This is a genomic window from Dyella thiooxydans (assembly GCF_001641285.1).
Lineage (GTDB): Bacteria > Pseudomonadota > Gammaproteobacteria > Xanthomonadales > Rhodanobacteraceae > Dyella_A > Dyella_A thiooxydans.
The window spans coordinates 3,295,723-3,310,000 of sequence record NZ_CP014841.1; the positions used below are offsets into that span (position 1 = coordinate 3,295,723).

General features: G+C 68.2%; 14 protein-coding genes (1 of these 14 cut by a window edge). 9 read left to right on the forward strand and 5 right to left on the reverse strand.

Annotated elements, in window-relative coordinates; translation table 11 throughout:
- Positions 1–27: 27 nt before the first annotated feature.
- Entirely contained in the window at positions 28–930 is a 903-nt protein-coding gene (locus ATSB10_RS14935; RefSeq protein WP_063673543.1) for a LysR family transcriptional regulator, read from the reverse strand.
- Positions 931–1,045: 115 nt separating this feature from the next.
- On the opposite strand from ATSB10_RS14935, the gene ATSB10_RS14940 reads away from it, so the two are divergent.
- From ATSB10_RS14940 to ATSB10_RS19765, 5 genes are all read left to right on the forward strand, one after another.
- On the forward strand, positions 1,046–1,786 hold the full coding sequence (locus ATSB10_RS14940; protein ID WP_063673544.1) for an SDR family oxidoreductase: 741 nt from the start codon (positions 1,046–1,048) through the stop codon (positions 1,784–1,786).
- A 19-nt stretch (positions 1,787–1,805) separates the two neighbouring features.
- Complete coding sequence (locus tag ATSB10_RS14945; protein ID WP_205631145.1) at positions 1,806–2,705, forward strand: SDR family oxidoreductase; 900 nt, start codon at positions 1,806–1,808, stop codon at positions 2,703–2,705.
- An 89-nt stretch (positions 2,706–2,794) separates the two neighbouring features.
- Entirely contained in the window at positions 2,795–4,000 is a 1,206-nt protein-coding gene (gene coaBC, locus ATSB10_RS14950) for a bifunctional phosphopantothenoylcysteine decarboxylase/phosphopantothenate--cysteine ligase CoaBC (protein ID WP_063673546.1), read from the forward strand.
- Complete coding sequence (gene dut, locus ATSB10_RS14955) at positions 3,997–4,452, forward strand: dUTP diphosphatase (protein ID WP_063673547.1); 456 nt, start codon at positions 3,997–3,999, stop codon at positions 4,450–4,452. Before coaBC ends, dut begins: the two co-directional genes overlap by 4 nt.
- A gap of 15 nt (positions 4,453–4,467) precedes the next feature.
- Entirely contained in the window at positions 4,468–6,798 is a 2,331-nt protein-coding gene (locus ATSB10_RS19765) for a phosphomannomutase/phosphoglucomutase (protein ID WP_063673548.1), read from the forward strand.
- A 9-nt stretch (positions 6,799–6,807) separates the two neighbouring features.
- Here the strand turns inward: ATSB10_RS19765 and ATSB10_RS14965 are convergent, their stop codons facing one another.
- Positions 6,808–7,458 (reverse strand): DUF4124 domain-containing protein, encoded by a 651-nt coding sequence (locus tag ATSB10_RS14965; RefSeq protein WP_063673549.1) that lies wholly within the window; start codon positions 7,456–7,458, stop codon positions 6,808–6,810.
- 73 nt (positions 7,459–7,531) lie between these two features.
- The gene (gene pyrE / locus ATSB10_RS14970; protein WP_063673550.1) at positions 7,532–8,179 is read right to left on the reverse strand and encodes an orotate phosphoribosyltransferase; all 648 of its coding nucleotides are present in this window, start codon (positions 8,177–8,179) and stop codon (positions 7,532–7,534) included.
- A 144-nt stretch (positions 8,180–8,323) separates the two neighbouring features.
- Between pyrE and ATSB10_RS14975 the strand changes: the two genes are divergently transcribed.
- From ATSB10_RS14975 to ATSB10_RS14985, 3 genes are all read left to right on the forward strand, one after another.
- Positions 8,324–9,091 (forward strand): exodeoxyribonuclease III, encoded by a 768-nt coding sequence (locus ATSB10_RS14975; protein WP_063673551.1) that lies wholly within the window; start codon positions 8,324–8,326, stop codon positions 9,089–9,091.
- Positions 9,081–10,379 carry an AmpG family muropeptide MFS transporter gene (locus ATSB10_RS14980; protein ID WP_236886437.1) on the forward strand — a complete coding sequence of 433 codons (1,299 nt, stop codon included), beginning with the start codon at positions 9,081–9,083 and terminating at the stop codon, positions 10,377–10,379. Before ATSB10_RS14975 ends, ATSB10_RS14980 begins: the two co-directional genes overlap by 11 nt.
- 92 nt (positions 10,380–10,471) lie before the next feature.
- Positions 10,472–10,801 carry a hypothetical protein gene (locus ATSB10_RS14985; RefSeq protein WP_063673552.1) on the forward strand — a complete coding sequence of 110 codons (330 nt, stop codon included), beginning with the start codon at positions 10,472–10,474 and terminating at the stop codon, positions 10,799–10,801.
- On the opposite strand, the gene ATSB10_RS14990 is transcribed toward ATSB10_RS14985, so the two are convergent.
- Positions 10,783–11,901, reverse strand: coding sequence for an anhydro-N-acetylmuramic acid kinase (locus tag ATSB10_RS14990; protein ID WP_063673553.1), 1,119 nt, complete (start codon positions 11,899–11,901; stop codon positions 10,783–10,785). The genes ATSB10_RS14985 and ATSB10_RS14990 overlap by 19 nt on opposite strands.
- A 7-nt stretch (positions 11,902–11,908) precedes the next feature.
- On the reverse strand, positions 11,909–13,354 hold the full coding sequence (locus ATSB10_RS14995; protein WP_063673554.1) for an OapA family protein: 1,446 nt from the start codon (positions 13,352–13,354) through the stop codon (positions 11,909–11,911).
- Between the two features lie 180 nt (positions 13,355–13,534).
- Between ATSB10_RS14995 and tyrS the strand changes: the two genes are divergently transcribed.
- Positions 13,535–14,278: the 5' portion of a tyrosine--tRNA ligase gene (gene tyrS / locus ATSB10_RS15000; protein ID WP_063673555.1), read on the forward strand. The gene runs 468 nt beyond the window's last position; only the first 744 of its 1,212 coding nucleotides appear in the window; it begins with the start codon at positions 13,535–13,537; the stop codon falls past the right edge of the window.

The following is a 14,278-nucleotide window of genomic DNA, read 5'->3' on the forward strand; positions in this document are numbered from 1 at the left end:
TTTGTGGGTCGACCGCGTCGTGGACCGTCAGTGCGGCGGGGACAACCGCTGGGCGAAGGCGGTTGCGAGCCAGTCGATGAACACCCGCACCCGCGGCGACAGCTGGCGGTTCTGCGGGTAGAGCACGTACACCGGAGACGGCTCCGGCGGGAACTCGGCCAGCACCTCGACCAGGATGCCGCGGGCCAGATCGTCCTCCACCCGGTAGCGCGGCACCTGCACCAAGCCCAGTCCGAGTCGGGCCAGTGCCACGTACATCTCCGCCCCGGTGGCGCTCACCGTCTGCGGCAGCGGGATCTCCCGCAGCGAACCGCCCTGACGGAACTCCAGGGGCAGCACGCCCCCGGTGGCGGAGGACTCGAAGCCGACCATGCGGTGGCCGTCCAGCTCATCGGGCGAGCGCGGGATGCCGTGCTGCGCCAGGTAGGCGGGGCTGGCGAAGGTGCCCTCCGCCAGCGTGGCGATTTGCCGCCCGACCATGCGGTTGTCGGCGGGACGGCCGACGCGCAGCACGCAGTCCACGCCCTCGCGCACCAGGTCCACGTAGCGGTCGCCGGCACCGATGCGCAGCTGGATGTCGGGATAGCGGGCGAGGAAGGCGGGCAGGTCGGGCAGCATGAAGTACTGCGCCAGGGTGCCGTGCACGTCCACCCGCAGCAGGCCGGCGGGCCGGGCGCCGGTGAACGCGGCCTCGGCTTCCTCGATCTCGGCGAGGATGGCCATGCAGCGCTGGTAGTACGCCTCGCCGTCCAGGGTGGGGCGCACCTGCCGCGTGGTGCGCTCGAGCAGACGCACGCCCAGCCGCGCCTCCAGCCGCTGCATCACTTCGGTGACGGTGGAGCGGGGCAGGGCCAGATCCTGCGCGGCGCGGGTAAAGCTGCGCCGTTCGACGATCCGGGTGAACAGGCGCATGGCGTCGACCCTGTCCACATTTGTTCCTGATATCCGAAAAATATTGGCGGATTGAAGCAGATTATCCGCCGAGGCGAAAAGCTCATCCTTTCTCCACCGGCATCCCGCCGGCTCAGCCAAAGAGGATGAACCCATGTCCAGCCCCATCTCCCCCGTCGCCCTGGTCACCGGCGCCTCGCGCGGCATCGGTGCCGCCATCGCCCGTCGTCTGGCTCGCGACGGCTTCACCGTGGTCGTCAATTACGCCGGCGATGCCCGCGCCGCCGCGGCGGTGGCGACCGATATCGAAGCGGCCGGCGGCCGCGCGCTGACCGCCCAGGCCGATGTGGCCGACCCGGCTGCCGTACGGCGGATGTTCGATGCCGCGGAAGCCGCGTTCGGCGGTATAGACGTGCTGGTGAACAACGCGGGCGTGCTGCAGCAGGCGCCGCTGGTCGAAGTGGACGACGACCAGTTCGACCGCATCATCGCGATCAACCTCAAGGGCAGCTTCAACGCCATGCGCGAAGCAGGTCGTCGGCTGCGCGAGGGCGGTCGCATCATCAATTTCTCCTCCAGCCTAGTCGGCACCCTGCTGCCCACCTACGGCGCCTACGTTGCCAGCAAGGCGGCGGTGGAGGGGATGACGCCGATCCTGGCCAAGGAGTTGCGCGGCCGGCGGATCACCGTCAACGCGGTGGCGCCGGGGCCGACCGCCACCGAGCTGTTCCTCAAGGGCAAGCCGGACGCGCTGGTCGAGCAGCTGGCCAAGGCCGCGCCACTGGAGCGCCTGGGCACGCCGGAAGACATCGCCAGCGTGGTGGCGTTCCTGGCCGGTCCGGACGGCGGCTGGGTGAACGGCCAGGTGCTGCGCGCCAACGGCGGCATGGTCTGAAGGAGGCGCAGCCATGACCATCAAGCAAGTCATCGTCATCACCGGCGCCTCCAGTGGTTTCGGCTGGATGAGCGCCATCGCCCTGGCTCGTGCCGGTCACGCGGTGTACGCCGGCATGCGCGAAACCGACGGGCGCAACGCCCCGGCCGTGCAGCGCCTGCAGCAGCTCGCCAGCGGCGAGAGGCTGGACCTGCATGCGATCGAAATGGACATCGCCCGCCAGGCGTCGGTCGATGCGGCGATCGAGGCGATCCTGGCCATCCAGGGCCGCCTCGACGTGGTGGTGCACAACGCCGGCCACATGGCCTACGGGCCGGCCGAGGCGTTCACGCCCGAGCAGTTCGCCGCGCTCTACGACACCAACGTGCTCGGCACGCAGCGGGTCAACCGCGCCGTGCTGCCGCATCTGAGGTCGCGCGGTCGAGGCCTTTTACTGTGGGTGTCATCTTCCAGCACCCGCGGCGGCACGCCGCCGTATCTCGCCCCGTATTTCGCCGCCAAGGCCGGCATGGACGCGCTGGCGGTGAGCTACGCCGGCGAGCTGGCGCGCTGGGGTATCGAGAGCAGCATCGTCGTGCCGGGGGCTTTCACCCAGGGCACCAACCATTTCGCCCATGCCGGCCAGCCGTCGGACGTGGCCGTGGCGACGGCCTACGCCGAAGGGCCGACGGCCGACCTCGCCGACGTCGCGCTGCGCGGGCTGGCCGCGCTGGAGCCGGCCGATGCCGATCCGCAGGCGGTCGCCGCAGCCATCGTGGCGGTGGTCGATGCGCCGCATGGCCGCCGGCCATTCCGCGTCCACGTCGATCCGGCGCAGGACGGCGCCGAAGTGGTCAACGGCGTGGCCGACCGGGTGCGCGCGGAACTGCTGCGGCGGATCGGCCTGGGCGATCTGCTGCATCCGCGCGTCGAGGCGTGAGTCGGTACCACGATCGTCCGTCCGGCTCGCGCGGGCCGCGGCGGACGATTCCGGTAAGCTACCGGGCCAAACGAATCACGGGCCCAACCATGAGTCTTGCCCACCGTCGCATCCTGCTGGGCGTGTCCGGCGGCATCGCCGCCTACAAGTCCTGCGAACTGGTCCGCCGCCTGCGTGATCTCGACGCCGAGGTGCGCGTGGTGATGACCGAGGGCGCCACCCACTTCGTCACGCCGACCACCTTCCAGGCGCTCTCCGGCGCGCCGGTGCGGGTCTCGTTGTGGGACGAGTCGGCCGAGGCGGCCATGGGTCACATCGAGCTGGCGCGCTGGGCCGAGCGCATCCTGATTGCCCCGGCCAGCGCCGACGTGCTGGCGCGGCTGGCACACGGCCAGGCCGACGACTTGCTCACGACGCTGTGCCTGGCCAGCGCCGCCCCGGTGTCGGTGGCGCCGGCGATGAACCAGCAGATGTGGGCGCACCCGGCGGTGCAGGCGAACCTGGCCACGCTGCGCTCGCGCGGCGTGACCGTGCTGGGCCCGGCGGCCGGCGAGCAGGCCTGCGGCGACATCGGCTCCGGCCGCATGCTTGAGCCGCTGGACCTGCGCGAGGCGTTGGCGGCCTCGTTCGGCAACGGCCTGCTGGCCGGGCGCCACGTGGTGGTCAGTGCCGGCCCGACCTACGAAGACATCGACCCGGTGCGCTTCATCGGCAACCGCAGTTCCGGAAAGATGGGCTTTGCCGTAGCCGAAGCCTGTGTCCTGGCCGGCGCCCGGGTCACCCTGGTGGCCGGCCCGGTGAGCCTGACGACGCCTGCCGGCGTGGCCCGTCGCATCGACGTACGCAGCGCGGCCCAGATGCATGCGGCAGTGCTGGAGGCTTCGGCGGGCGCGGATATCTACATTGCGTCGGCGGCCGTCGGCGACTACCGACCGGAGCAGGTGGCGCCATGCAAGCTGAAGAAGCAGGCCGGTGCCGACCTGGTGCTGACCCTGGCGGAAAACCCCGACATCCTCGCCAGCCTGTCGGCGTTGCCGGAGCATCCGTTCCTGGTCGGCTTCGCCGCCGAGACGCACGACGTGGCGACCTACGCGCAGGACAAGCTGCACCGCAAGAAGCTCGACATGATCGCCGCCAACCAGGTGGGCGAGGGCCTGGGGTTCGAGACCGCCGACAACGCGCTCACCCTCTACTGGAACGGCGGTTCGCGCGAATTGGCGCGGGCCGGCAAGGCCGAATTGGCCCGTGAACTGGTCGCCTGCGTGGCCGAGCGCTTCCGGGGGACGCGCGCGTGATCGACGTCGAACTGAAGATCCTCGATCCGCGACTGGGCCACAGTATTCCGCTACCGGAACCGGCCACCATGGGCAGCGCAGGCATGGACCTGCGTGCCGCGCTGGAGGCCCCGGCCACCCTCGCTCCGGGCGAGACGCTGCTGGTCCCGAGCGGCTTTGCGATCCATATCGGCGATCCCGGCTGGTGCGCGCTGATCGTGCCGCGATCGGGCCTGGGGCATAAGCAGGGCCTGGTGATGGGCAACCTGGTCGGCGTCATCGATGCCGATTATCAGGGGCCATTGATGATTTCGTGCTGGAACCGCGGCACCCGGCCGGTCACCATCGGGGTGGGCGACCGCATCGCACAACTGCTGCTCGTGCCGGTGGCACAGGCACGGCTGAAGGTGGTGGAAGAGTTCGCACCGTCGGAACGGGGGCAGGGCGGCTTCGGATCGACCGGAATCAACTGATCTGCGGGGGCGGGGATGGGTTTGAGCTGGGGGAAGACCAAAGCACTGGCCGAGGTCGACTGGAGGCGTCTGCTGCCGCTGGCCGTCGGTACGCTGCTGATCGTGCTCGGCCTGTTTGCCGGCTGGCAGGCATGGCTGATCGCGAACGAGGGACAAGCCAACGATCGCGTCCACCAGGCCCAGGCCGAAGCGGTCAGGGCGGTCTCGTCCGCACTGGACGGTCAGCGCCGTGCCGTCCGCAACGCGCTGGATCGCGTCGACCCCGCCACGCTGGCGGCCGACGCCAATACCGCCGTGGCGGCGGTGAAGGCGGCCGTGCCCGAGGCACGGGTGGTGGAGTTCTACAGCCCGTCCCTGGGCGAAGTGCTGCACGCCAACTATCGCGAGTTCGGCTACGCCAAGGCCGCCCAGCTGATCGCCGCGCAAAGTATCGATGGCCCCGCCCTGGCGGAATCGGTGAATGCGCGTGACGGACGGCATGTCTCCTTTGCCATGCCAATCGGCCCGCTGCAGCATCCACTCGCCTGGGCGTGGGTGGAAGTGCCGTTCGAGCCGGTGGCCAGGGCCTTCAATGCGGTGTCTCCGGCCGGCGGTCGCATCGAGTTGCGCCAGGGCGACGACCGTGCCGACCTCGGCCTGCTGTCGCACGGAAACGCATCGGCGGTGCCCGAGGAAGACAGCGGCAAGCCGGTGCCGAACAGCGCGTTCAGTGTCACGGCGGCGCTGCCGGCGGCCTTCATCGTGCTGCCGCGCCAGTGGCCACTCGCTGCGCTGCTGAGCCTGCTCGGCCTGGGTGCGGGCGTGTGGCTGCTGCGTGTGCGGGGGGAGCGCCCGAGCGACGACGCGCCGGAGCCAGCGGCGGAGGAAGTCCCGTTGCCACCGCGTCGCGAGCGGGTACGTCCGGCCATCCCGCCGCCCGCGTCACCGCCGCCGGGACCGCAGCCGAAGGCGCCCCCGCCGGTGGTGGCCATCGACCCATCGATCTTCCGCGCCTACGATGTGCGCGGCGTGGTTGGCAAGACGCTGGACCGCCCCGTGGCGAAGCGGCTGGGCCAAGCAATCGGCGGCATGATGCGCGAGCAGGGGCTGCGCGAGATCGTGGTCGGCCGCGACGGCCGCAATTCCGGCCCGGAACTGGCCGGGGCCCTGGCCGAAGGCCTGCAGCTGGCAGGCATCGACGTCATCGACATCGGCGCGGTGCCCACGCCGGTGGTGTACTACGCGGCATTCCGGCTCAACACCGGGTGTGGCGTGGCGGTCACCGGCAGCCACAATCCCCCGGAGTACAACGGCTTCAAGATCGTCCTCGGCGGGCAAACGCTGGCCGAGGCGGCGATCCAGGACCTGTACCGCCGCATCGTCGAAGGCGACCTGCCGGACGACGGGCACGGAAGCTCCCGGAACCTGGATGTCGTGCCCGACTACATCGAGCGGATCGCCTCGGACGTGCAGGCCGAGCGCACACTGAAGGTGGTGGTGGACTGCGGCAACGGCATCGCGGGCGCGCTTGCGCCGCAGGTGCTCGAAGGTATCGGTTGCGAGGTCGTGCCGCTGTATTGCGACGTCGACGGCAGTTTCCCGAACCATCATCCGGATCCTTCCGATCCGGCCAATCTCGAGGACCTGATTCTCGCCGTGAAGCAGACCGGCGCCGATCTCGGGGTGGCGTTCGACGGCGATGGCGATCGTCTCGGCGTGGTGACCCGCGAAGGCGAGATCGTCTACCCGGACCGTGTCCTGATGCTGTTCGCGCGGGATGTGCTGGCGCGCCAGCCGGGTGCCACGATCATCTACGACGTCAAGTGCACCGGGCACCTGAAGGGCCAGATCCTGGATGCAGGTGGCAGTCCGCTGATGTGGCGCACCGGACACTCGCTGATGAAAGCGAAGATGCGCGAGACCGGCGCAGAGCTGGCCGGCGAGATGAGCGGGCACTTCTTCTTCAAGGAGCGCTGGTACGGCTTCGACGACGGCATCTATGCCGCCGCGCGGCTGCTGGAGATTCTCGCTGGCGACCTGGAAGACCGCACCCCCGAGGACATCTTCGCCACCTGCCCGAAGGGTGTATCTACCCCCGAGCTGAAGATCGACCTGGCCGAGGGTGAGCAGAAGCGCTTCATGGACGCCTTCCGCGAGAAGGCCAGCTTCCCGGACGCCACGCTGGTGACCATCGACGGCGTGCGTGCCGACTGGCCGGATGGCTGGGGTCTCGTGCGGGCGTCGAATACCACGCCGACGCTGGTGTTGCGATTCGACGCGGACAATCCGACCGCACTGAAGCGCATCCAGCAGGTCTTCCGCGAGCAGCTGTTCCTGGTGAAGCCCGGCCTGAAGCTGCCGTTCTGAGCGGGACGGTCAGTGGCCGGGGTCGTCGCCGGCGATCTGCTTCTTCAATGCACGATACCGGCTGAGCTGGCTCTCCTGCCGCAGCTGCGTGTTGACGTACGACTGCTGCAGGCGCTCGAGCAGGGCGCGCTGCGAGCCGACCACCCCGCGCTGGGTGGCGATGCGGTCGCTGAGGTATTTGGGCACGGGCTGCTTGGTGCGCTCCAGTTCGCCGGCGCGCCCGAGCAGGTCGGCCAACGCCTGTTCCTGCGTGGCCAGGCTCTTGCGGGTGGTCGAGATCTGCTGGTCGATCGAATTGAGCTCGTCCTTCTGCATGCTCACCAGGTCCGGCTCGTTCGGATAGGCCGCAAGCATCTGATCGTCGTTGCGACGCTGTTCGTCTTCGGCCTGCTTCTTGGCGGCGGCGATGGCGGCCTGCTTTTCGGCGGCGGCGCGCTCCTCCACCGTGAGCTGGCGCTCCACGTGGCGGACGACGATGCCGCGGCTGTCGACGATGTCGTAGCCATTGGCCATGGCGTCGGCGGAAAGACTGTCGCTGTAGTGCAGCAGGCCATGCGCGTCGTGCCAGCGGTACTGCACGGCACTGCCCTTCTGCTGAGCGATGGCAGCGGTGCTGACGACGACCGACAACATGGCGGAAACGATCAGGAACTTGCGCATGTAACCCCTCCGTATCGAGCGGAGTATAGCGATCACGCCGGTCGGTACGGTGAGCTCCGCCAGAGCTTTTCGCCTAGCCGGTCACGCCGTAGCGGGCGCGATAGGCGAGCAGCCGCGCGTGCTCGGCTGCGAGTGAGGGCCGCTCGCCGGCGTAAGCCAGCACATCGTCCAGCCGGGTGATCGCGATCACCGGAATGCCGAACTCCGCCGTCACTTCCTGTGCCGCCGACAGCTCGCCCTGGCCCCGCTCCTGCCGGTCCAGTGCGATCAGCACGCCAGCCGGCTCGGCACCGGCCGCGCGGATCAGCGCCAGCGACTCGCGCACGGCGGTGCCGGCAGTCATCACGTCGTCGACGATCAGCACGCGGCCCTTCAGTGGCGCACCGACCAGACTGCCGCCCTCGCCATGGTCCTTGGCCTCCTTGCGGTTGTAGGCCCAGGGCAGGTCGCGGCCATGCTGCTCGGCCAGCGCGATGGCGGTGGCCGCGGCCAGCGCGATGCCCTTGTAGGCCGGGCCGAACAGCATGTCCACCGACAGGCCGGACGCCTGGATGGTCGCCGCATAGGCACGACCCAGCTGGGCCAGCGCGGCGCCGGAGTCGATCCGTCCCATGTTGAAGAAGTACGGGCTGATCCGTCCGGACTTGAGGGTGAACTCGCCAAAGCGAAGCACCTCGCGTTGAAGAGTCAGGTCGATGAAGTCGCGCTGGTAATCGTGCACGGGAAATTCCGGTCTGCTGGGTCGGGGATGCGACGGCAGCGCCGACGCAAAGCGTCATGGTAACGCCCGGAGCCGGCCCCGGAGTGCCGCTGCAACGGTTGCTATGATGCCGGCCTGACCGTAAGCCGGACTGCAGGAGCACGCATGCGCATCATCAGCCTCAACGCCAACGGCATCCGTTCGGCGGCGACCAAGGGGGTGTTTCCCTGGCTTCGCGCCCAGGAGGCCGATGTGGTCTGCCTGCAGGAGACCAAGGCGCAGGAGGATCAGCTCACCGATCCGATGTTCCGACCCGACGGGCACCACTGCTTCTACCGCGACGCCACCAGCAAGAAGGGCTACAGCGGCGTGGCGATCTACGCCAAACGTGAACCGGATGCCGTGCTGACCGAGCTGGGGTGGGACGAGTTCGACAACGAGGGCCGCTACATCGAGGCGCGCTTCGGCAAGCTCTCGGTGGTGTCGCTGTATTTCCCGTCCGGTTCGTCCGGCGAGGAGCGCCAGCAGTTCAAGTTCCGCGCGATGGACTGGATCGAACCGATCTTCGACGGCTGGCTGAAGAGCGACCGCCGGTACGTGATCTGCGGCGACTGGAACATCGTGCGCGGCGAAAAGGACATCAAGAACTGGAAGTCCAACCAGAAGAACTCCGGCTGCCTGCCGGAGGAGCGCGACTGGCTCAATGGCCTGGTCGAGCGTGGCTGGGTGGACAGCTACCGCACGCTCCGGCCGGAGGGCGAGGACTACACCTGGTGGTCCAACCGCGGGCGCGCACGCGAGAACGACGTGGGTTGGCGCATCGACTACCAGATCGTCTCGCCCGCGCTGCGCGCCCGTCTGCGCGACTGTTCGATCTACCGCGAGCAGCGCTTCTCCGACCACGCGCCGTACACGGTTGACTATGCCGACTGAGCCGGCGGCCGCCGCTGCGCCGCGGCCCTCGATCTGGCAGGCCTTCACCCAGCCGGCCGCCGGGACCATGGCGGTGTTCGGTTTTTCCTCCGGACTGCCGTTCCTGCTGGTGGCCGGTACCCTGGCGTACTGGCTGAAAGAGCATGGCGTGGTGCTGTCGGAGATCACCATGATCGCCAGCGCCGGCATGACCTACGCGCTGAAGTTCCTGTGGGCACCGCTGCTTGACCACTGGCGCCTGCCGGGTTTCCGCAAACTCGGCCAGCGCCGTGGCTGGCTGTTGTTCGCGCAGTTGGCGGTCGCTGCCGGCCTGCTGGCGATGGCCTGGCTGACGCCGGCGCGGCTGCCCGTGTTCATTGCTGCCACGCTGATCGTGGCGTTCTTCGGCGCCACCCAGGACATTGCGATCGACGCCTATCGCATCGAGATCGCGCCGATCGAGGCGCAGGGCGCGTTGGTGGCTACCTACTCGCTGGGTTATCGCATCGGCCTGCTCACTGCTGGCGCGCTGGCGCTGATCGCCGCCGACCACGTGCACTGGCCGGTGATCTACGCCGGCATGGCCGCCTGCATGCTGCCGCCGATCGCCATGACCCTGGCCGCACGCGAGCCGGAGGTATTGCGCCAAATGCCCCCGCGTTGGCTGGATGCGATGCAGCTGGGCGTGATCGATCCGTTCGTCGACTTCTTCCGCCGCTACGGATTCCTGCTGGCCCTGCTCACCCTGGCCTTCATCCTGCTGTTCAAGATCCCCGAGCAGGCCACCATCGGCGGCGTGATGAGCCCGTTCTACCGCGACATGGGCTTCACCAAGACGCAGATCGGCGCGATCACCAAGATCTACGGCGTGTGGATCGGCATCGTCGGCGTGTTCCTCGGCGGTGCCATGGTGGCGCGATGGGGTGCCTGGCGCTCGCTGGCGGTGATGATCGTGCTGTGCGGCACCAGCAACCTGCTCTACCTGCTGCTGATGCAGCATCACGGCAACCTGTGGATGCTCACCCTGGTGATCTCGGGCGAGAACCTTACCCTGGGCATGCTCGGTCCGCCCACGGTGGCATTCCTTTCCTCGCTGGTGAACCGCGAGCACACGGCCACGCAGTATGCGCTGCTCAGTTCGCTCGTGAACCTGCCGGGCAAGGTGCTGGGGTTCTTCGCCGGCGAGATCGCGATGGCGGTCGGTTATGGCGGGTTCTTCGTCATCACGGTACTGGGCATCGTGCCGGCGGTGCTTCTGTTCGCCCTGATCCGCAAACGCTTCCGGGATGGTGGCTACGACGTGCGCTGAGTCGCGGGTCGGCGCCTGGCGCGTGGTAGCGGCCGTCGGGTTTGTGCGACCATCCGGCGCACAGGGGGCATGCGTGACACGGAGTGGCGACCATGCCGGATCTCGTCGTACGCCATATCGACAACGTGATGGCCGAGCGCATCAAGGCGCTGGCCAAGTCACGCCATTGGTCGATCAATGACGTGGTGCTGCATGCCCTCCGGCACGGCTTGGGCATGAGCGACGGCGGGGTCGCCTTCTCCGAGAACCTGATCGATGCCGATGCGGTGGTACTCAGCGGCCACTGGGACGCTGCCGAGCGTGCGGCCTTCCACGAAGCCGTCCAGGCGTTGTCGGTGGCACCCGCGAGCCAGCTGGTCGGTATCGCCGCCTCGCCCTTCGGCGACGAAGAGCACGGCCCCGTTCAGCGGGACGTGGAGTAGATGGCGCCGAGGATGCGTGGTCCGCGCGCGCCGGTGACCGTGGGCAGGTTGCCGGGCCGTCCCAGCAGCCGCTGCCGCGCCAACCACGCAAACGCCATCGCCTCCAGGAAGTCCGGATCCACGCCGTAGCTGGCGGTGCTTTGCAACGCTGCCGGCGCCAGCCGTACGGCGAGGCGCTCCATCAGTGCGCGGTTGTGCACGCCGCCGCCGCAGGCCAGCACGCGCCGGGTGTCGGGCGCATGCCGGGCGATCGCATCGGCGACGCTGCGCGCGGACAGTTCCAGCAATGTGGCCTGTACGTCGGCGGGTGCGACCGCATGTCCAGCCAGCTGGTGATCGAGCCAGGCCAGATGGAAATGTTCGCGGCCGGTGCTCTTGGGCGGTGTCAGGGCGAAATAGGGATCCTGGAGCAGGGTGTCCAGCAGCGCCTCATCCGTGCGTCCTTCCCCGGCGAAACGGCCGTCCCGGTCGAATGGTTCGCCGCGATGCCGAGCGCACCAGGCATCCATCAGCCCATTGGCAGGGCCGGTATCGAAGCCGAGCACGCTGCCGTCGGCACCGAGACAGGTGATGTTGGCGATGCCGCCGAGGTTGAGCACCACCCGGGCCTCCCCCGGCCGGCCGAGCAACATGGCGTGCATGGCCGGCAGCAGCGGCGCGCCCTGGCCACCTGCGGCGACATCGGCGCGACGGAAGTCGGCGACGACGTCGATGCCGCACTGTTCGGCGATCACGCTGGCGTCGCCGAGCTGCAGGGTGAAGGGATGCCTGCCGGTCGGCCGATGCCGCAGGGTCTGCCCATGCGAGCCGATCGCGCGGACCCGATCGGGCGTCACGCCGGCCGCGTCCAGCACGCGTTTCGCAGCCTCGGCGAAGCCGTAGCCCATGGCGACATCCAGTCGCCCGAGCTGGTCGAGGTCCACAGGGAGTTCCCCCTGCGCGACGCCAAGGATCTGCTGGCGCAGTTCCTCCGGCCACGGGTGGGTCAGTCCGAGCAGAAGACGCGGCGTGCCGTCGTCGAAACTCACCAGCGCCGCATCGATGCCGTCGGCGCTGGTGCCGGAGATCAGGCCGAGATAAAGCGAATCCGCGGGGTCCACGCCGGGGTCATTCGTCGCTGTGCTGGCGGCTGTTGGCCATCGCGAGCTTGACGTTCTGGTCCACCTGCTTGAGGCGGGCCAGTTGCGGACGCACGACCTGGGCTTCGAACTTCGCGAGCTGGGCCTGCGGCAGCGGCTCGGGCTTGGGTAGCGTGACTGTCTGCGGGTTGCGCTGCACGCCGTTGACACGGAATTCGTAGTGCAGGTGCGGGCCCGTGGCCAGGCCGGTCATGCCGACATAACCGATCACCTGGCCCTGGCGCACGTGCTGGCCGACGCGCTCGCCGGCCGCAAAACGCGACATGTGGCCGTAGGCCGTGGAGATCGACTTGTTGTGCTGCAGGATCACGAAGTTGCCGTAGCCACGCATCCAGCCGCGGAACTTGATCACGCCATCACCTGCGGCATGGATCGGGGTACCAGTGGGAGCGGCATAGTCCACGCCCTTGTGCGCACGCATGCGGCCAAGGATCGGATGCATGCGCGCCGCGCTGAAGGTGGACGAGATGCGGGTGAAATCGACCGGGATGCGCAGGAACGACTTCTGGATTGGACGGCCGTCCTCGCTGAACCAGCCGTAGTTGCCGTCCGCCTTCTTGAAGCGGTAGGCGGTGTAGCGATGGCCCTGGTTGACGAACTCGGCGGCGACGATGTCGCCCTCGGTGTAGTAGCTGCCGTCGCGGTAGATGTCGTCGTAGATGACGGTGAAGCTGTCGCCGACGCGCAGGTCCTGAACGAAATCGATGTCGTACTTGAACAGGTCTGCCAGCTTGCCGACCATGCCGGGGCTCATCCCGGCGCGGGAGGCGGCGGCGTAGAGCGAGCTGTCGATCACGCCATGCGCGACGTGTTCGCGCGTATCCATGTCGCGCGGTTCCAGCGTCAGTTTGGCGGTGCCGTCGTCGAAGCGGACCATCGCGCGGGTGGCAGAGTCGCGGTCGAAGCGCAGGCCCTTCAGGCTGCCGTCGCTGCCGAGCAGGAAGTCGAACTCCTGGTGCGGGCGGATGGTGTGGAGCGCAGACTTGGCATCGCCCGCCGCATCCATCACCCGCTGCAGGTCGGACATGCTCAGGCCCTGGCTGGCGAAGATGTCCGAAAGTGTCTGGCCCGGCTCGACCTGGACCCGCTGCCAGTCCTCGACGGTCGGTGCCTGCGTCGTCGCCGGCGATGCTTTGGGCAACGCCAGTGGCAGCAGCGTGTGTGCTTCGGCGGCCGGCGGCGTACGCATGGCCGATGCCCAGGCGGGAAGCAGAAAGCCGGACAGCGCAGTGATCAACAGCGCAGTGGCAGCGAGCACCCAGCGCTCGCGATGCCAGCGGATCGGCTCGGCCTCGCCGTTGCGGTTGAACGACCAGTGCGAGCAACGCTCGTAGAAGTGGGAGTGCCTGCGCTGCGCCTTGCGGCGGATGGCCTGCTTGCGCGCCGCGTGCGCCACCTGCGACCCCTCACTCATAATGCATGACCCCACCCGAAAACCTGCGACCGGCCGGTACCGTAACGGCCATGTGTAAAGGGTGTCAACGCCTTTTCCATCAATGGTTTGCGCTAGGTTCTTGGTTAACGCACAATTAACTTCACCCCTGTGAAGTCGGTCACTCGAGTGGCTGTCTAGGCAACTAAATCCGAGGATTGCATGAACGAGTTGGAACAGGCGCTGGCCACCATCGCTCGCGGAGCGGACGAGATCATCAAGCGCGAGGAGCTGGAGCAGCGTCTCAAGGCGGGTCGCCCGCTGCGGATCAAGGCGGGATTCGATCCGACGGCGCCCGATCTCCACCTCGGGCACACCGTACTGCTCAACAAGATGCGTCAGTTCCAGGACCTGGGGCACCAGGTGATTTTCCTGATCGGCGACTTCACCGGCATGATCGGCGACCCCACCGGCAAGAACGTCACCCGCCGGCCGCTGTCGCGTGAAGACGTGCTCGGCAACGCCGAAACGTACGCATCCCAGGTCTTCAAGGTGCTGGACAAGGGGCGCACCGAGGTGCGCTTCAATTCCGAGTGGTTCGGCCAGATGACCGCGGCCGACATGATCAAGCTGGCTGCGCAGCACACCGTAGCCCGCATGCTCGAGCGTGACGACTTCGCCAAACGCTACGCGGGACAGCAGCCGATCGCCATCCACGAGTTCCTGTATCCGCTGGTCCAGGGCTACGACTCGGTGGCGCTGAAGTGCGACGTCGAGCTCGGCGGTACCGATCAGAAGTTCAACCTGTTGATGGGGCGCGCACTGCAGGAACACCACGGGCAGCCGCCCCAGATCGTGCTGACGATGCCGTTGCTGGAGGGGCTGGATGGTGTCAACAAGATGTCCAAGTCCCTGGGCAACTACATCGGTATCAACGAGCCGGCGATCGATATCGTCACCAAGACA

Excerpts from the sequence above, each read along its gene's own strand:
- ATSB10_RS19765 (WP_063673548.1), top strand. The coding sequence starts at position 4,468 with ATGGGTTTGAGCTGGGGGAAGACCAAAGCACTGGCCGAGGTCGACTGG.
- ATSB10_RS14975 (WP_063673551.1), top strand. The coding sequence starts at position 8,324 with ATGCGCATCATCAGCCTCAACGCCAACGGCATCCGTTCGGCGGCGACC.
- ATSB10_RS14965 (WP_063673549.1), bottom strand. The coding sequence starts at position 7,458 with ATGCGCAAGTTCCTGATCGTTTCCGCCATGTTGTCGGTCGTCGTCAGC.
- coaBC (WP_063673546.1), top strand. The coding sequence starts at position 2,795 with ATGAGTCTTGCCCACCGTCGCATCCTGCTGGGCGTGTCCGGCGGCATC.
- ATSB10_RS14995 (WP_063673554.1), bottom strand. The coding sequence starts at position 13,354 with ATGAGTGAGGGGTCGCAGGTGGCGCACGCGGCGCGCAAGCAGGCCATC.
- ATSB10_RS14985 (WP_063673552.1), top strand. The coding sequence starts at position 10,472 with ATGCCGGATCTCGTCGTACGCCATATCGACAACGTGATGGCCGAGCGC.
- ATSB10_RS14940 (WP_063673544.1), top strand. The coding sequence starts at position 1,046 with ATGTCCAGCCCCATCTCCCCCGTCGCCCTGGTCACCGGCGCCTCGCGC.
- ATSB10_RS14980 (WP_236886437.1), top strand. The coding sequence starts at position 9,081 with ATGCCGACTGAGCCGGCGGCCGCCGCTGCGCCGCGGCCCTCGATCTGG.